The organism is Desulfurobacterium sp. TC5-1 (assembly GCF_000421485.1).
Taxonomy (GTDB): domain Bacteria; phylum Aquificota; class Aquificia; order Desulfurobacteriales; family Desulfurobacteriaceae; genus Desulfurobacterium_A.
On the sequence record NZ_ATXC01000002.1, the window covers coordinates 118,684 to 135,702 of the forward strand.

The 17,019-nt window shown below is 41.3% G+C and carries 21 protein-coding genes and 1 other RNA gene; 8 read left to right on the plus strand and 14 right to left on the minus strand.

The window, feature by feature from the left end; translation table 11 throughout:
- Window positions 1-6: 6 nt before the first annotated feature.
- From pyrE to H153_RS0108240, 4 genes are all read right to left on the minus strand, one after another.
- Entirely contained in the window at window positions 7-597 is a 591-nt protein-coding gene (pyrE, locus tag H153_RS0108225) for an orotate phosphoribosyltransferase (RefSeq protein WP_022847645.1), read from the minus strand.
- Between the two features lie 61 nt (window positions 598-658).
- On the minus strand, window positions 659-1,579 hold the full coding sequence (locus tag H153_RS0108230; RefSeq protein WP_022847646.1) for a TIGR01212 family radical SAM protein: 921 nt from the start codon (window positions 1,577-1,579) through the stop codon (window positions 659-661).
- A 50-nt stretch (window positions 1,580-1,629) separates the two neighbouring features.
- Window positions 1,630-2,004 carry a hypothetical protein gene (locus H153_RS0108235; protein WP_022847647.1) on the minus strand — a complete coding sequence of 125 codons (375 nt, stop codon included), beginning with the start codon at window positions 2,002-2,004 and terminating at the stop codon, window positions 1,630-1,632.
- A gap of 74 nt (window positions 2,005-2,078) precedes the next feature.
- Window positions 2,079-2,639: a C-GCAxxG-C-C family protein gene (locus H153_RS0108240; protein ID WP_022847648.1), complete on the minus strand. Its 561-nt coding sequence runs from the start codon at window positions 2,637-2,639 to the stop codon at window positions 2,079-2,081.
- A 62-nt stretch (window positions 2,640-2,701) separates the two neighbouring features.
- On the opposite strand from H153_RS0108240, the gene H153_RS0108245 reads away from it, so the two are divergent.
- Window positions 2,702-3,421: a hypothetical protein gene (locus tag H153_RS0108245; protein ID WP_022847649.1), complete on the plus strand. Its 720-nt coding sequence runs from the start codon at window positions 2,702-2,704 to the stop codon at window positions 3,419-3,421.
- On the opposite strand, the gene rpmA is transcribed toward H153_RS0108245, so the two are convergent.
- Both rpmA and rplU read right to left on the minus strand, forming a co-directional pair.
- Entirely contained in the window at window positions 3,418-3,675 is a 258-nt protein-coding gene (gene rpmA, locus H153_RS0108250; protein WP_022847650.1) for a 50S ribosomal protein L27, read from the minus strand. The genes H153_RS0108245 and rpmA overlap by 4 nt on opposite strands.
- 13 nt (window positions 3,676-3,688) lie before the next feature.
- Window positions 3,689-3,997: a 50S ribosomal protein L21 gene (rplU, locus tag H153_RS0108255; protein WP_022847651.1), complete on the minus strand. Its 309-nt coding sequence runs from the start codon at window positions 3,995-3,997 to the stop codon at window positions 3,689-3,691.
- A 173-nt stretch (window positions 3,998-4,170) separates the two neighbouring features.
- Here rplU and H153_RS09695 point away from each other — a divergent pair, with 173 nt between their 5' ends.
- From H153_RS09695 to H153_RS0108275, 4 genes are all read left to right on the plus strand, one after another.
- Window positions 4,171-4,833 (plus strand): Bax inhibitor-1/YccA family protein, encoded by a 663-nt coding sequence (locus tag H153_RS09695; protein WP_022847652.1) that lies wholly within the window; start codon window positions 4,171-4,173, stop codon window positions 4,831-4,833.
- 164 nt (window positions 4,834-4,997) lie between these two features.
- Window positions 4,998-5,495: an Hsp20/alpha crystallin family protein gene (locus H153_RS0108265; RefSeq protein ID WP_022847653.1), complete on the plus strand. Its 498-nt coding sequence runs from the start codon at window positions 4,998-5,000 to the stop codon at window positions 5,493-5,495.
- A 131-nt stretch (window positions 5,496-5,626) separates the two neighbouring features.
- Window positions 5,627-6,904 carry a class I SAM-dependent RNA methyltransferase gene (locus tag H153_RS0108270; protein WP_022847654.1) on the plus strand — a complete coding sequence of 426 codons (1,278 nt, stop codon included), beginning with the start codon at window positions 5,627-5,629 and terminating at the stop codon, window positions 6,902-6,904.
- Window positions 6,904-7,815: a dihydroorotate dehydrogenase gene (locus tag H153_RS0108275; protein WP_022847655.1), complete on the plus strand. Its 912-nt coding sequence runs from the start codon at window positions 6,904-6,906 to the stop codon at window positions 7,813-7,815. Before H153_RS0108270 ends, H153_RS0108275 begins: the two co-directional genes overlap by 1 nt.
- Before the next feature lie 24 nt (window positions 7,816-7,839).
- Here the strand turns inward: H153_RS0108275 and H153_RS10015 are convergent, their stop codons facing one another.
- The 6 genes from H153_RS10015 to rplS all read right to left on the minus strand — a co-directional run bounded on the left by H153_RS10015 (window position 7,840) and on the right by rplS (window position 13,788).
- Window positions 7,840-9,423 carry a LamG domain-containing protein gene (locus H153_RS10015; RefSeq protein WP_022847656.1) on the minus strand — a complete coding sequence of 528 codons (1,584 nt, stop codon included), beginning with the start codon at window positions 9,421-9,423 and terminating at the stop codon, window positions 7,840-7,842.
- Between the two features lie 116 nt (window positions 9,424-9,539).
- A complete protein-coding gene (locus H153_RS0108285) occupies window positions 9,540-9,806 on the minus strand; it encodes a hypothetical protein (RefSeq protein WP_022847657.1) in 267 nt (88 codons plus the stop codon).
- Complete coding sequence (gene infB, locus H153_RS0108290; RefSeq protein WP_022847658.1) at window positions 9,806-12,427, minus strand: translation initiation factor IF-2; 2,622 nt, start codon at window positions 12,425-12,427, stop codon at window positions 9,806-9,808. The genes H153_RS0108285 and infB overlap by 1 nt, the downstream gene beginning before the upstream one ends.
- A 59-nt stretch (window positions 12,428-12,486) precedes the next feature.
- The gene (locus H153_RS0108295; protein ID WP_081638860.1) at window positions 12,487-12,807 is read right to left on the minus strand and encodes a YraN family protein; all 321 of its coding nucleotides are present in this window, start codon (window positions 12,805-12,807) and stop codon (window positions 12,487-12,489) included.
- Window positions 12,731-13,441 carry a ribonuclease HII gene (locus H153_RS09705; RefSeq protein ID WP_022847660.1) on the minus strand — a complete coding sequence of 237 codons (711 nt, stop codon included), beginning with the start codon at window positions 13,439-13,441 and terminating at the stop codon, window positions 12,731-12,733. Before H153_RS09705 ends, H153_RS0108295 begins: the two co-directional genes overlap by 77 nt.
- A complete protein-coding gene (gene rplS, locus H153_RS0108305) occupies window positions 13,420-13,788 on the minus strand; it encodes a 50S ribosomal protein L19 (RefSeq protein WP_027720119.1) in 369 nt (122 codons plus the stop codon). Before rplS ends, H153_RS09705 begins: the two co-directional genes overlap by 22 nt.
- A gap of 266 nt (window positions 13,789-14,054) precedes the next feature.
- Here rplS and H153_RS0108310 point away from each other — a divergent pair, with 266 nt between their 5' ends.
- The 3 genes from H153_RS0108310 to H153_RS0108320 all read left to right on the plus strand — a co-directional run bounded on the left by H153_RS0108310 (window position 14,055) and on the right by H153_RS0108320 (window position 15,492).
- The gene (locus H153_RS0108310) at window positions 14,055-14,462 is read left to right on the plus strand and encodes a DUF4332 domain-containing protein (protein ID WP_022847662.1); all 408 of its coding nucleotides are present in this window, start codon (window positions 14,055-14,057) and stop codon (window positions 14,460-14,462) included.
- Between the two features lie 76 nt (window positions 14,463-14,538).
- Window positions 14,539-14,841 (plus strand): DUF4282 domain-containing protein, encoded by a 303-nt coding sequence (locus tag H153_RS0108315; RefSeq protein ID WP_022847663.1) that lies wholly within the window; start codon window positions 14,539-14,541, stop codon window positions 14,839-14,841.
- A gap of 60 nt (window positions 14,842-14,901) precedes the next feature.
- The gene (locus H153_RS0108320; RefSeq protein WP_022847664.1) at window positions 14,902-15,492 is read left to right on the plus strand and encodes a hypothetical protein; all 591 of its coding nucleotides are present in this window, start codon (window positions 14,902-14,904) and stop codon (window positions 15,490-15,492) included.
- A 19-nt stretch (window positions 15,493-15,511) separates the two neighbouring features.
- Here H153_RS0108320 and ssrA read toward each other — a convergent pair.
- Together ssrA and H153_RS0108325 are read right to left on the minus strand one after the other, a co-directional pair.
- Window positions 15,512-15,863: a transfer-messenger RNA gene (ssrA, locus tag H153_RS10120) on the minus strand.
- A gap of 87 nt (window positions 15,864-15,950) precedes the next feature.
- Complete coding sequence (locus H153_RS0108325) at window positions 15,951-16,964, minus strand: 4Fe-4S binding protein (RefSeq protein ID WP_022847665.1); 1,014 nt, start codon at window positions 16,962-16,964, stop codon at window positions 15,951-15,953.
- Window positions 16,965-17,019 lie beyond the last annotated feature (55 nt).

Genomic DNA, 17,019 nt, shown 5'->3' on the forward strand with positions numbered 1-17,019 from the left:
GCCTTCCTACTTTATTTTTCTACTTCCTGGCTTCTCAAGAGGAATTTTCCCTTCCTTGCAGATAGGGCAGTTTGAAGGTTCGTAGGCAGGAACATCTAACCGCCACAGTGTTACAAAAGGAACACCAAAATCCACCTTCCCACCACTTCTATCTACAAGGCTTCCGACTGCAACAACCTCAGCACCGAAAGATTTTACCACTTCAATTGTCTCTTTTGTTGATTTTCCCGTCGTAACAACATCTTCAACAACCAGAGCTCTTTCACCTGACTTTATCTCAAATCCTCTCCTTAAGACAAGGTTAACGCCATCTTTTCTCTCTGCAAAAATCCCTCTTACACCTACATGCCTTGCAGTTTCATAAGAAACTATTATGCCGCCAATCGCAGGGGCAATAACAAAATCGATATTAACGCCAAGCTCCTCAATCTTTTCAGCTATTTCCCTGCAGAGAATTTCAGCATACCTGGGATACTGAAGAACCTTTGCACACTGGAGATAATAAGGACTGTGAAGGCCGCTTGAAAGTAAAAAGTGACCTTCAAGGAAGGCATCCGTTTTAAGAAAAATCTCTTTTATCTCTTCTTCTGTCAACATTAAAACTCCTCCGGAAAGTTTAACTGAATTTTAGGCAGATTACTCTTATCTTTCAAGTTTATCAAAACCTGAAAGCTCTTCCCTGATAGGTGTCTCTCTCAACAAACCTGTTTCTTATTCTCTGAATCAATCGATTCTTTTCCCTTTTATCGCAGTAGCAAGGTGCAATTAGTAGCTCTGAAGGAGCCTCACCGGTTATCCTCTGAACAACCGTGTCAGGATGAAGTCTTTCGATAAAGTCAATCACAAGGTCAACATACTCTTCTTCCGAAAGTAGGGGGAACGGCGACTTTTCGTAAAGTCCGGCAAGCGGTGTATTTTTTATTATGTGGAGAGGATGAATCTTTACACCGTTTACTTTCAAGGCCCCAAGTATATCTGCTGTTTCTAACATCTCTTCTCTTGTTTCACCAGGTATTCCTAAAATAACGTGAGAGCAGACTTTTATCTTTTCATACTTCTTAGTCATAAGATACGCGTTTAAAAAATCGGAAAATCCGTGTCCCCGCTTCATCCACTGGAGAGATTTAAAATGTGGGCTTTCAAGGCCATACTCAATCCATACAAGATAATTATCCGTGTAACTATTAATAAGTTCAAGAATCTCTTTCGAAACGGCATCAGGACGCGTACCGACAATTAGACCAACAACCTCCGGGAAATTCTTGATTTCATCGTAGATGGACTTTAGTCTCTCAACGGGCGCATACGTGTTTGTGAAAGCCTGAAAATAGACAAGAAACTTTTTTGCTTTATATCGCCTTCCTATTCGCTCAATACCGATTGATATCTGTTCTCTTACCGATAATGTTCTTTTTGATGGATCGTACTCAGAACCTGCATAGCAGTATATACACCCTTCTGTCCCTTTTATTCCATCTCTATTGGGACAGGTGAATCCAGCATCAACCGTAACACGGTAAACCCGCTCGCCAAATATAGACTTAAGATATGAGGAAAAGGTTCTAAACCTCGCTTCCACAGTCTCTTCCTAAATAGTAGTGAAAGGCAGGAATGATCTCCTGCCCTCTATTACTCTTCTCCCTCTTCTTCAAATTCAAGGCCTATCGGAACAAGCTCGGCAACATCACCTATGTTCCACTCTTTCAACTTCTCTTTACCTTCCTCTTCACACTCAAGGGGAACAGAGATAAAAAATCCCTCTCCAGATTGTCTGCAGTGCTGCGCAATTGCCTTTGCCCTATTCTCTGCCTCTTCTGTCTGAAGAGATTGGCAATCTTCAACCTGAATGGCTATCTGATACTCCACCTCTTCATCTTTATAAACGGCAAGGAAATCGGGCTTATACTCTTCGTCTGTATCAACGTCATACACTTCAAACCCTTCCATCTCAAGGACGGTTGCCATGAGTTCGGCAAGCTCTTCCCTTGTTAACTTCTCTTCCATAAATTCCTCCGAAATTCAGTAACTGTTTAAGTTAATTTATAACGCTTTAAAATTATTTCCATAAGAAAAGAGCTCTACCCGGCAACCTGAGAAACAGCAACTTTCTTGTTTATTATCTCAGCTGCTTTAATAGCAATATCCGCAGTAATTCTGGCACACCGTTCTCTCCTTTCAGCACTCCTTGGTGAAATACCCGTTTTCCTTGCCCAGTTCACAATAGAATCCCTGCAAAGAACAGAATCGGGAGAAGCACCGGGAATCAAACTTCCATTACCGGAAAAGATAGGAAGGACAGAGTTGTTGTGAAACTCCACAAGTTCCTCTACGGCAGATTCTATCTCATCTTCAGGAAGAGAAACTGCAAAAACCACAAAAGCACCCGTAAGAGCTCCACATATTGAATGCCACTTAACGGGAATCTTCATCTTGTTTTCAATCACTTCATCAAAAGAGATATCAAGCCCTGCGGTCTCCACAAAAGCCCTTATTACTCCGTACTCGCAATCTCTTTCCCAGTAGCCTTTGTAAGCCACCTTTCCAAGCTCTTGCAGATCCTCCACTCTGTTCAGAGCCCTTTCACCAAGCAAATCTCTGTACTTCTTTATATTTTTCAAAATGTCTTTAATTTCAAACATGTTTCACCTCCTCAATGTCTATCGCTAATATATGAAAAGTACAATGGAAATCAAGAGAAACTGTGGTAAAATTTTTTATTATGAAAAAAGGGCTGATTGCACTGTTTATAACGTTACTTTCCATTTCAACAGCCAGCGCTTCAAACTGCCCATCTATAGAATCCGTAGAAAAACAGATATCTGGCATTTTCAAAAAGAGAATCCACGTCAAAGCCGTCTACCCGATAGGTATCGAAGGATTCTGCAGAGTAATAACAGCAGAAGCGGGGAACTTTTTCATAGATACACAGGAGAAATATCTTGTTCAAGGGCTTATTTTTAAATTGCCTGATAGACAGGTTGACAAAGACTTTCTCAACTTCCTCGAAAGAGCTGTCGACTTTAAAGTTGGTAAAGGCAAAAAGTACGTTTACGTAATCGTTGACCCCGATTGTAAAGCATGCAGAAACAGCAGTGACAAGATAAAAGAGTTTTTAAAAAATGGCATTCAGTTAAAGTTTATAGTAGCGCCATTTTCAGGAAAAGAGGCAGAAGAGAAAGCTTACAAACTTGTATGCAACCATGGCGGGCTGGAAATGTTTTTATCTGGAAATTACAGAGGGAAAGTCTGCAGCGAAGGGAAACTCAAGGTGTGGTCAGTTATGGATAAACTAAAGGCAAGAGGCCTCGTTGATACACCTGTCTTTATACTCCCGGACGGAAAAGTCTATTTGGGCGCAGAAAATGTGGAGAATGTAATTGAAAGATTAAAAAGCAGAGGGAAGAAACCCTCTGCGAATTAGTTATCTAAAGGATAAACGCTTACAACCTTCTTGTTTCTTCTTCTCTCAAACTTAACTACACCGTCAACAAGGGCAAAAAGCGTGTAGTCTCTTCCAACACCAACATTAGCGCCGGGATGGACGCTTGTTCCTCTCTGTCTAACGAGGATATTACCGGCCTTTACTATCTGTCCATCGTGCCTTTTAACACCAAGCCTTTTACCAATCGTATCTCTACCGTTCTTGGTAGAACCCATACCTTTCTTATGTGCCATAACAAACCTCCGATTAGCCTACAATCTCTTCAATCTTTAGCTCTGTAAAGTGCTGACGATGACCATACTTTCTCTGATAGTGCTTCTTAGCCTTGTACTTAAACACAATAATCTTTTTGCCTTTACCGTGTCTTACCACTGTGGCTTTAACTTTAGCACCTTTAACTTCGTCACCAACCTTTACGCTTCCGTCATCATTTCTTATCATGAGTGTTTCAAGCTCAACCTCTGACCCTTCAGGTAGGTTGATCTTTTCAACCTTTAAAACCTGACCGGGCTCAACAACATACTGCTTTCCGCCGGTTCTAACAACTGCATACATTACGGAATACCTCCGGGCAATAAAGTTATAAGAAGCAGAGGTGTAATTTATAACAAAAATACCTCTCTGGTCAAGATGCAAATATATGCAAATTTAACTTTTCTGCCATACATTCACCGTTAAAAGGCACTATATTAATATCCGTTACCAATTTCAGGACAAAGGAGGAGAGTATGAACAGATTTTATGAAATAGAGAAGGCAGGGACGGCAGACTTTGCCTCTTTCCTTTCAAAGGTATTCTTAAATATGTTTCTGGGACTCTTGCTGACGGCAATATCCGCCTACATGACACTTGCCACGGGCCTGTGGGCAAGGATAGGTACAGTGGGAGCTATCGGTTTTGGAATCTTGAGTTTCGTTCTTGTAATAATGACCGGCGTTTTAAGAAAGAACGGACTACTGGCAGGCATAATGTTTTACCTCTTTTCAGCCTGCGAAGGCATTTTGCTTGCACCTATTTTTTACATTTACACCGGTGCCTCCATCATAACAGCTTTTGCCTCTGCCAGCATTCTCTTTGGAATAATGGCACTGCTTGCAATGACAAAGAAGGTCGATTTTAGACAGTTCGGAACCTATCTGTTCGTTGGACTGATAGGAATAATCGTTGCATCTCTGCTTAACATGTTTCTCTTTCACTCCGCAGGATTCAACATGGCAATAAATGCTATAACGATCATCATATTTTTAGGACTCACGGCCTACGATATACAGACACTTGAAGAGGTAGCATACACAGACGGAAACGCATTCTTCGGTGCTCTTGCCCTGTACCTTGACCTTATAAACCTTTTCCTCGCCATCCTGAGCCTGTTTGGCGAAAGAAGAGATTAACCGTAGGGCGGTTTAGCACCGCCCTTTTTAAAATATCTTCCATAAAAATTCCTTTCCTTTCATAAAAATTCTTTTCCTTTCTCCCCTTGACGTCCAATCCCTCTCTATCTATATTTAAAATTGGAATTAATGAAATCTAAAATAACCTTTTAAGGGAGGGAACGATGTTTGGAGGATTCTTTGGTAGAAATAGAGGATTTGATCCCTTTGAAGATTTCTTTAGACTCTCAAAAGAGATGGAGAGAATGCTTGCAGAACTTACACGGTCATTTGGTGAAGTCCCTGGATTTGAAGTGGGATTTGAACCAAGAGTAGAGATGTACGAAACACCGGATGAACTGGTGGTAAGAGCTGAGATGCCGGGGCTTGACAAAGACAGCATAGACGTAAGAGTAAGGGGAAATCACCTTATTATAAAAGGTGTTAAAAAGCAGGAGCAGAAAGAAGAGAAAGAAAACGTTTTCTTCAGCGAGAGCTTCTACGGTGAATTTCAGAGAATAATACCGTTACCCGTAGAGGTAAAAGAAGAAGGCATAGAGGCAACCTACGACAAGGGAATACTTGAAATAAGACTTCCAAAAGCCGAAACGGCAAAGAAAGAAGTGAAAATAATAGTAAAAGAGCCGGAAGAAAAGGAAAAGGGAGAAAACGAAGAGAAGTAACCTCCGGCGGGGGATTCTTCCCCCGCTTTATTTCTTTCTCCTCATAAATCTTCACAAATCCCACCGTGGTAAAATTCAATCTGCACCATAAATTTCAACCTAATCACTCCCGACACACATAGGAGGCTTCCTTGCAGATTGAAATTGAAAAACTGGTTTACGGTGGGAAAGGACTCGGAAGATACAGAGGCAGAACATTCTTTGTGCCGTTCACAGCACCTGGAGACATCGTCGAAGTAAGGGAAACATCAAGGAAGAGCGGTTACAGTGAAGGTGAAGTTATAAAAATTCTGAAAAAGGGGAAAAACCGCATAAAACCGCGATGCCCCTACTTTGGAAAATGCGGAGGATGTGACTGGCAACACATAGATTACGATTCTCAGGTTGAGTTTAAAAGGAGTATCCTTGAAGAGAACCTTCAAAAAATTGGAAGGATAAAAAAACCGAATATCGATGAAGTCATACCATCACCGTCACCCTGGCACTACAGAAACCGAGCCCAGCTAAAGGTTAAAAACGGTAAGGTCGGATTCTACGCAAAGGGAACCCACGAAATTGTTGACATAGACACCTGTTACATTCTAAAAGAGGACATTGCAGGCGCAATTCCAAAAATAAAAGAACTTGTTAAAAGGCTTGCAACTGAACCAAACGAGGTTCACATATACTCCTCTAACAAGAACGAAGTTATCCTCAAGCTTGTCTATCAGGGAAAGTTTAAAAAGGTAACACTAAGCCTTGAAGAAATCAGAAATATTTTAGAGATAAACGTAATCGGTTTTGGCATCTACAAGACGGGCGAATCTGGATATCCTGAAAGAATTAAATTTTTCGGAAAAGACTTTACGTACGAAACGGTAGATAAGTTTAAGTTCCGCGTCAGTGCCGACTCCTTCTTTCAGGTTAACAGATTTCAGGTAGAAAACCTCATTAAAAAAGTCTCCCGCGGTGCAATGGAATATCAATATCTGCTTGCTGCAGACCTATACTGCGGCGTTGGAACGCTAACAATACCTGTAGGAAGGTACGTTCACAGGGCTTTTGGAATAGAGGCAAACTTTTCCGCAATAAGCGATGCCCTTTATAATAAAGACATAAATGGACTGAGAAATATAAGCTTTTACTGTCGCGAAACGGAAGAGGGTATAGAAATCATTAAAGAAAACAGCCCCGACTTAATAGTTATCGACCCACCAAGGAGTGGCTTAAGCCAGAGAATCATAAGGGAAATTGCTTCTCTTCCAAGACTTAAAAGGATTATCTATGTCTCCTGCAATCCGGCAACCCTTGCAAGAGATATAGCACTGTTCTATCAACACGGCATTCACATGGAAAAATCAAAACTCATAGATATGTTCCCGCAAACTTACCACATAGAAACAATAGCCTTTTTAAGGAAGGTGAGATAATGGCTGACATAAGTGTTGAACTTTTTGGTGTAAAGTTTGAAACACCCGTTTGGACTGCTTCAGGCACGTTTGGATTTGGTCTTGAGTACGAAAAGTACACGGACTTAAACCGTATAGGTGCCGTGTGTGTTAAAGGTCTATCAATAAAACCTAAAGAGGGAAATCCGCCACCAAGGATATGGGAAACGCCCTGCGGCATGCTTAACTCAATAGGCCTTCAGAATCCGGGCGTTTACCATTTCATAGAAAAAGTACTGCCAAAACTTAAAAAATACAGACTAAAGGTAATCGCAAATGTTTACGGAACGACCTACGAAGAGTACAGGGCAGTTGCAGAAGCCCTTAAAGGTGTTGAAGGCGTTCACGCAGTTGAGGTGAACATCTCCTGTCCAAATGTGAAAAAAGGCGGACTTGCTTTTGGAACAGATCCGAAAGAAGCGGCAAAAATAACAGAAATTGTAAGGAAAGCCACAGATAAACCCGTAATAATGAAGCTCTCACCAAACGTTACAAACATTGTGGAAATAGCAAAAGCCGTAGAAGAAGCCGGAGCAGATGCAATATCCGCCATAAATACCCTCCTTGGTATGGCAATAGACATAAGAACTAAAAAACCCAGGCTAAAAAATGTAGTAGGCGGACTTTCCGGTCCCGCCATAAAGCCGGTAGCTGTAAGAATGGTCTTCCAGATAGCGAAAGCGGTATCCATTCCCGTAATAGGAATTGGCGGTATAACCACCTGGGAAGACGCCGTTGAATTCATAATAGCAGGAGCTTCAGCCGTTCAGGTTGGAACGGCAAATTTCCTCAATCCAAACGCTGCTGTTGAGATCGCTGAAGGCATTAAAAAATATCTTGAAGATAATGGACATAGATGCATTGAAGAGATAAAAGGAAAAGTTAAAGTGTGAAAAGGGCGCCTAAAGCGCCCTTTCTCATCTCATGTTAAAGTAGAGAACTTTCCTTACATTACCGTTTACCAAAATATCCACCTCATACTTTCCCTGCGGCCAGTTTCTGTTCGGCGGCATTTCAAGGTAAAACTTGAGATAATTTTTGGTGACTGGACGGCTCAACGTAATGGATTTTCTTATGATGTACTCTTTTTCACCGGAGGGTCTAAAGTAGTACCAGACGGTGTCTATGTTTGCCTTTGCAGATGATGAGATTTCACATACGGCGTAAACACTTCTTGTATTGACTGGAAACGCTGGTTGAGTGCCTGCCCTCTCAAAAGCAGCAACAGAAAGCTCATTCATCACGGCACATCTGCCAAATCTTACTATACCAGCCGGTTTTTGATTGAAGGTAGTTTGAGGCTTTTTAATAACACTGCTGCTTCTATACAGAGCAGCTACCTGTTCAGGAGAAAGGGCATAGTTGAATATCTTTACTTCATCAATCATTCCTTTAAAGTCCGGATCAAAAAAGCTCCAGTTTGAATGGCCTATAAAGTTCTGGAATCTCTCAACGTTGGCGACAGAATTTCCGAATTTTTGAGCAACTTTTCGCCCATTTATGTAGATAGCCATTTCTCTATTACTGTTGTTTATTGTAAAGCAGTAAAATTTTGCCTTTCCGTTTTCTATACCGCCGGGATAAGTTAATCTTCCAACACTTCGGTTTATATTGCCGTCACTGTTTATCCAGCTTTCAACGGCGATGTTGTTGGTTGTTCCCACCCTTCCAAACCAAACGTTCATTCCGTTAGAATCACCGGGACCGTTTCCAAAATCAACTATCCTTTCAAAATTTCTCGGCTCTTCAAACCTTGCCCATGCACAGACACTCATTCCTTTGCTCCAGATTGCACCAAAAGGTGGAAGTTTCACATAACCGTTGCCCGAAAAGTAAAGAGCTTTCCCCTTTGCACCGTTAACACACGCCACGTTACCCTTTATTTCACCATCCTGCCCGTGACCTGAATAGTCTTTAGCAGTGCAGGTATCAAAGCTGTAGTAGGCAACAGGTCTTCTATCAAGCTTTATAGAAGAACGGAAAACAGGTTTTATCTCGTCAATAAAAGCGTACTCAAAAAACCAGCCGTTAGCCTTTGCAAAAAGGTCAACAGTCGTGTATCTCCTATTATTCCTCACAGGTATCGTATATACGTACCACCTCTTCCCATCCACCGTGGCAGTCTTTACTGTCTTCCCGTTAACCTTAAGAACCATAACCCAATCGCCATTCCTATTACCAGCCACTTTCACTCTAATAGCTTTTATGTTCCGCTGTGGAAATCTGCACCTCAGGTGAGCCGGAACTGACGTTGAAACAGGATGAAGATAAAATGCACCCCCGCTACCACCCGGTGGAGGATTTGCATCGCCTATTGTCCTTATCGGATACTTCCAGCCAAAATGCTCCTGACTGTGATATATCGGTGTGCTTATTGTCTGGACAATCTGACAGTAGTTTGCCCAGTTTTCCTGATAGGCGAAGGCAAAGCCGGTATAAATAATAGAAAGTAGAAAAGCAAAACAGACAGTTAAAAAACATGGCTTTTTAAAAGAAACCATATTTCCTCCCCGAAAGATAAATTGAGAAGTTGACGGAAAAGCCACCCCCTCGTAACTAAATTTATATTAAAAATTTTTAAGAGTAAAGATTTATGGATGGGAAATTTGCTTTTTTCCTACGAGGAAAAAAGGGCTTTGACTTTTGCAAGAAGAAGCTCATACTCAAGGTAGATAGAATCCACAAAAGCCTGAAGAGGATCTTCTTCCGTGAGACTTTCAGCAAAGTGTTCTTTCAAAAATTCAACAACTGCCTTTTCAAAACTGTCCCTATCGTGATTTTCTCTCTCTTCTTCGATAGCTTTAGAGAGAGCTTCCTCTTTTGAAAGCCCTCTCTCTATGTTGTTTTTATATTTCTCTTCAAGTTTCTTTTTAATCTCTTCCATTACAGTTCTCTCTCAACGGTTTCTATTGTGTAACACTCCACGACATCACCAACCTTAATGTCGTTAAAGTTCTCAAGTCCAAGACCACATTCGTATCCAGCCTGCACTTCCCTGACGTCATCTTTAAACCTCTTTAAGGATGCAATCTTACCGTCGTAGATGATGACACCGTCTCTCACAAGTCTCACATTGGCGTTTCTTCTTATAACACCATCTTTAACGTAGCAACCGGCAACGGTTCCAACTTTCGGCACCTTAAATGTTGCTCTCACTTCAGCACTTCCAAGGTAAACCTCTTTTTCCTCAGGCTGGAGGAGACCCTGCATGGCTTTTTTGACTTCATCAACAATGTCGTAAATAACACGGTAAGTACGCATATCAACTTTTTCTCTCTCTGCCGCTTTTCTGGCAGCAGAATCAGGCCTGACGTTAAATCCAACAATAATGGCGTTTGACGCTGCCGCAAGCATCACATCGTTTTCAGTAATGGGACCAACACCTGCGTGTATTATCTTAACTTTAACTTCATCTGTTGAAAGTTCTTCAAGGGATTTACGTATAGCCTCTATTGAACCTTGAGCATCGGCCTTAAGAACGATGTTAAGTTCTTTAACTTCACCTTCCTGTATCTGAGCAAAAAGGTCTTCAAGGGATACTCTCTTTTCCTTCTCAAGAGCAGATTCTCTGGCAAGCTCCTGTCTCTTCTCTGCTATCTTCCTTGCCGTCTTTTCATCCTTAACAACATAGAATTTATCACCAGCAAGAGGCACATCTTCAAGGCCGAGAATCTCAACAGCCATTGAAGGTCCTGCCTCTTTAACAGGCTTTCCTTTATCATCAAACATAGCTCTTATCTTGCCTGCGTAGAGACCTGCAACAATCGGATCACCAACTTTAAGCGTTCCGGACTGCACCAGCAACGTTGCAACAGGACCTCTCTGTTTATCAAGTTTAGCCTCAAGAACAACGCCACGAGCCTTTTTATTGGGATTAGCTTTAAGTTCCATGAGTTCAGCCTGAAGTGCAATCATCTCAAGAAGTTCATCAACACCTTCACCGGTTTTTGCTGAAACGGGCACCATAATAGTTGTGCCACCCCAGTCTTCAGGAATAAGGCCATGCTGCGTTAACTCCTGCTTAACTCTATCGGGATTTGCACCGGGTTTATCAATCTTGTTAATAGCGACAATTATAGGCACACCAGCAGCCTGAGCATGGTTTATGGCCTCTATGGTTTGAGGCATAACGCCGTCATCTGCCGCAACGACAAGAACGGCGATATCTGTTACCTGCGCTCCCCTTGCCCTCATTGCGGTGAAGGCTTCATGTCCCGGCGTGTCAAGGAAGGTAATCCTTTTCTTTCCTTCAGTTGTATCAACCTCTACAATGGAAGCACCTATGTGCTGCGTAATTCCGCCGGCTTCACGTTCGGCAACTTTTGTGTTTCTTATGTAGTCAAGGAGTGTCGTTTTTCCGTGGTCAACGTGTCCCATTACGGTTACAACGGGAGGTCTTGGTTTAAGATCCTCCGGTTTGTCCTCTGTCTCTTCAAGTTCCGCCTCAAGGACAGCCTCTTCCTCTTCGGCACCTTCAAGCTTTGCAACTTTTCCGTATTTTTCAACAAGCTTACTTACCGTTTCAAAATCTATCGCCTGATTAATGGTCACAAACTTACCAAGAGATATAAGGTCTGCGATAAGCTTATTAGGGTCTTCGCCCATCTTTTCGGCAAGCTCTCTAACAGAAATAACTTCCGGAACAATAACCGTTTTAGCTTTCTCTTCCTCTTCAATGAGCCTTTGAAGCTGTTCTTCTTCAGAGAGCTGCTCAAAAGGAACCTCTTCAGGTTTCTCTTCTTTTTTCTTTTTCTTCTTACGCTTTTTAGCCTTTGCCCTGTTTTTCTCTTCTATTTTACGCATAAGTTCCATAAAGTGCTTCTCACTTTCTCTCTCTTTCTCTTCTCTCTTTTTCTCAGCTATTATCGCTTCTTCCGTCTTGGGTTTCTCTTTCTCCCTCTGTTCTTTGGTTGAAGCGACCAACTTTTCAAGCTGTTCCCTCGTGATTTTTTCCTCTTTTTTAGAAGCTGGCGCAGGACGCCTTCTGTCTCTCTGAGGATGCCTTCTGTCTCTCCTCTCTCTGTGACCTTTTTCTCCCTTTTCTTCCTCTCTCCTGCGAGGAGAACGACGCCTTCTGCGCCTTTTCGCAAGCTCTTCAGGTGAAAGAATCCTTACATCCTTCTTTTCTCTCTGTCTTCTTTCTCTTCTTGTCTCTTTTTCACCTTTTTTCTCTTCCTGTCTCTCAACTTTTTGAGAAGGAATGTTTGGTTTCAAAGGTTTAACTTCTTTTTCTGAAACAGTCTTCTCGGCAGAGACTTCAGGTTTCTCCACTTTTTCTATTTTTACAGGTTCTTTTTTCTGTTCAGCAGGTTTTTCTTTTCTTTTAACTGCAGGTTTCTTTTCAGGAGGTTTAATAAACTCCTTAACAAGCATAACCTGTTTTTCGTCAAGCCCTGACTGAGCATTTTTTACCTGAATATCAAGCTCATTTTTAAGTTTCTCTATCAGCTCTTTTGAACTCATTCCAAGTTCTTTAGCAAGCTGATACACTCTCGTCTTAGCCAATTACAACCTCCAAATTGTTTACGCCTTAAATATAAACACCCGCGCAATTATATCAACTTTTAAAAGGCGTTTTCTATGTGGTTAACTTTTACCCGACCTTCACCTTTTTCAATTCCTATAACATCAAACCTCAAACTCTCAAACTTAACCTTATAAGTACTTAAAAACTTAAAAGCTGCTTTCTTTACTCTTTCTATCTTCCTCTGGGTTACAGCCTCTTCAGGCATAACATGAGAACCGGATTTCCTTAATTTTACCTCAACAAACACAACTGTTTTAGAATAAGGATCAAAAGCAACAATATCAATTTCGCCGTAATAACTCCTGAAATTTCTCTTCAAAATAGAGTAACCTTTCTTGAGTAGATATCGGGAAGCAATCCTTTCCCCTTCTTCCCCTGAATTTACACTCTCTAACCCGCCCAAAACTCCTCCTGTGAACAGGTGAAGCACCGTTTTCTCTGAGTAAAATTATATGCTCTTTCGTAGGATAACCCTTATGCTTTTTAAAATTATATTCAGGAAACACCTCATGAATAGATTCCATTATAAAATCCCTTGTAACCTTTGCAACAATACTTGCAGCGGCGCAGGAAAGGCTTTTTTCATCACCTTTAACAAGATTGAGCTGATTCTTTCCAAAAGGAAGGAGAAAAACCGCATCGGTGACTGCAAAATCAGGTTTCACAGATAAAGATTCAACCGCCCTCATCATTGCCAGCTTTGTTGCATTTAAAATGTTTATTTCGTCTATTTCAATGCTGTCAGCAAAACCAACACCAACAGATATGGCCTTTTCAAAAATTTCAAAAAAAAGAGCTTTCCTCTGCTTCTCGGAAAGTTTTTTTGAATCTCTAAAGATAAAAGGCGAAATTCCTTTTGGAAAGACAACTGCGGCAGCAACAACGGGACCCGCAAGGGGGCCCCGTCCAGCCTCATCTATACCAACAACATACTTTTTTCCTGACTGCCACAGTTTTGACTCATAAAATATTATTTTTTCTTTGTCATCCACTCTTTCTTCTCTTTAATTCTTGCAGCCTTACCCTTACGCTCTCTGAGGTAGTAAAGTCTTGCTCTTCTTACAATACCTCTCTTGAGAACTTCAACCCTTTCAATCACCGTAGCATTAAACGGGAAAATCCTCTCAACACCGATTCCGTAAGAAACCTTCCTCACGGTAAAAGTACCGTCTGTGCCACTGCCTCTCTTTCTGATAACAACACCTTCAAATGCCTGGACTCTCTCCTTGTCACCCTCTTTCACTTTAACATAAACTCTTACGGTATCACCAGGCCTGAAGTCAGGAAGAGGGACCTTTGCGGCGTACTTCTCCTTTACCGCCTGCATAAGCTCGTCCATTCCAGCCATATCTAAAACCTCCAGAATTCATTTCACCGCTGTGCGAAGTTCAAATTATATTTGGAAAATTGGAAAAGTCAACCGCCGAAGGGAAATCAAGCATCTTTACACCACTTAGGCTTTCCAGGTAAGCATTTTAAAGATATTTATTGAACGACTGGAATTTATTTTTTAAAAATTTCAGACTTTAACGGATAATTGCAATTGACAATGCAAATTAAAATAAATTAAAATTTATTAAACAAATCCATTATTGGGGGTTAATCATGGGAAGAAAAATTACAGAAATTGAAGGAATTGGAAATGCTTATGCCGAAAAATTAGCAGAAATAGGCATAGCAACTGTGGAGGACCTCCTTGAGAAAGGAGCTACTGCAAAAGGAAGGGAAGAAATTTCCGAGAAAACAGGCATATCAAAAAAGACAATTTTAAACTGGGTAAACAGAGCAGATCTGATGCGGATAAAAGGTGTTGGTGAAGAATATGCCGACCTTTTAGAAGCCGGCGGCGTTGACAGTGTTCCTGAACTCGCAAGGAGAAATCCAGAAAACCTGTACAGGAAACTAAAAGAGGTAAACGAGCAGAAAAAATTAGTACGTCAGATTCCGGGGATAAAACAGATAGAGAACTGGATAGAGCAGGCTAAAGAATTGCCTAAAAAAGTTACACATTAAAAAAAGGGGGGGCTTTTGCACCCCCTAAAAAATAAAGAGAAGGATAAAACAAAAATTTGAGGGATAGGAGGCAGGAGTGGAACTTTTCAAAATACTCTTCGATTTCAACTTCTCTAAATTCATAACGACAAAGATAGCAGGAGCAACACTGGCTATTGCATATGTTGTAGAAGCTTTAGTCGCACTTGCTGCACTGCTTGGAAGCTACAAGGAAGGGGCTGCTGCATTTATAGGAACATTTATAGGAATTATAATCTTTCTGCCCCTTGTGATGATTGGAACAAGAGTCTGGATGGAAGGTATGATAAGCCTTATTAAAGTAGCAGAAGAAAGTACCAAAATCAGAGAACTTTTAGAGAAAAAAGTTGATTCAGATTAAAGTTTTACACTGTGGAATCCTCTAAATTTGAATGCCAGACCACGCATTCAGGAGGGTTCCATGGAATATCCAGATTTTTTTGAAAAAATAGAGAAAATCAAGGTGAAAGACGAACTTGCCACATTCTTAGGAGCCGGAAACGGAATTTTTGAATACTCCTACTACGATATGGTGAAGATAACAGGGCACAGCTGTGCAACCGTTGCAGGCGGTTATCTAATAGCATCAGAAGGGCTAAAGCACCTCTACAAAGATGAGATTCCTGTAAGAGGAAACATAAAAGTTGAAATTTCAAAATTGCCAACGGAAAATAACTTTGGGGTTATAGGCCTAATCATCTCTGCAATAACAGGTGCAGGCGGCGATGATGGATTTTCCGGCATACCTGACGGGCGGTTTAAAAGGAGAGGATTGCTGTCCTTTAACGCCAACGTGCCTTACGACGTTGTTATGACAAGACTTGATAATGGAAAACAGGTGGGAATAAACTACAACCCGTATGCTGTTGTAAATCCGAAAGAGATACTGAAAACCGTTTTGAATCCAGATGCGACCGAAGAAGACATCAGAGCATTTCCCAAAAAGTTTCAGAAAATGGTGGCAACAATCTTTGAAAACAGAGATAAAGTTATTAAGGTAGAAGAGCTTTAAAGTATAAATGATTTTTTTTTGGTGGAGGTGGCGGGAATCGAACCCGCGTCCGGAGATGCGGTCCGGATAGCTTCTACACGCTTAGCCTGTGTTTTATTGCTTCGCTTCGGAGTTAGCCCACAGGCAGGCGCTCCGAAGCTATCCCCGTAAAGTTTCGGTTATCACCTCCGGGGAAAAGGTGATAACCTATCTCCCCTCTCTGTCGCCCTACCTGTAGCCGGGGAAATGAGCCACAGGGGACGTCGCTGCGTTATTAGGCAGCGAGAGCTAAGTTTTCGTCGGCAGCTATTTGCTGTGCCTTTTTTACGAGGTAGGCGCCTCGGCGTGCCGCTATCCGTACCGTTGCATCCCCGTCGAAACCTGTCACCCCCATTATTTATAAAGACAAATGAGGGTAGAACAAAATCCTTATTCAATTTTGCATAATAGTAATTTATGCTATAATGGAATTTTGGCAATTATTTCATCAACAGGTCTTTGGCCCATTTAACATCAAAACCTTGTTTTAAAATCAAATAGGCTTCGTCCCTCTGAGAAAGTTGAGAGTGCCACACTCCAAAGTGGATGAAGAGAAAAATAACTCCCATAAAAGCACCTATCAAAAGGGCGGGGTAAAGGAGGGAAGGAATTTCCCTTCCTAAAATCTGAAGCCTGACTGCATCCTTATTACAGGCACTTCTGCAATCAAGACACATGGTACACTCTGTATTATTAAATTCAACGCTTTTATAAGGTTTAAGACCGATAATGCATTTTGAACACAACTTGCAGTCGTTACACTTTTCCGGACATCTCCTGAGATGCGTGAAAGAAAACAGGTTAAAAATCCCGTAAAAAGCACCTAAAGGACACAGATATTTGCACCAGAACCTCGGGATTACAATGGAAGAAACAACAATGGCAAGCAGAATGGCAGCCACCATGGGTTTGTTACCTTTAAAAAGTTCAATCCAGAATTTAAAAAGTTCAATATCGGCAGCAGCATTGATGTTTTGATTCATCATAGCCATCATCTGTGCAGGTATCTGGAAAATTATGTAGAGAATCCAGGCAAGCAGTACAAACTTTATCGAGCGCAAAGGGTAATCCATAAAGTTATAAAATTTCCAGCTCTTTATCTTCTCACCAAACTTATCAATCTTCTTGAAAAAAGAGATTTTACTCCTAACAAAGGTAATGTAATCTTGAAGTGTTCCAACAGGACATATAAAACTACAAAATCCCTTACCGAAGATAAGGGTAGTCAGTATTGCCGATACCATTATCGCCATTGCCGCAGGGTGGAACGGGTCAGTTACACCACTTCTAACTTTCATAATGATGTCATAAACGCCAGAAATTGGACAAAAACCATCCATAAAATCGGGACGCTGTGCTCCGTAATAGACAAACTGTGCATATTCAAAAATTCCGTAAGCCACAAGAAGGAAAAAAGCGGTCTGAACGAGCCATCTGATTTTTCTTATGTTCATTTTCTTCTCCAAAAATTTCGTTATTTGAACTAAAAATAGACCGCTTTTGTTTTTG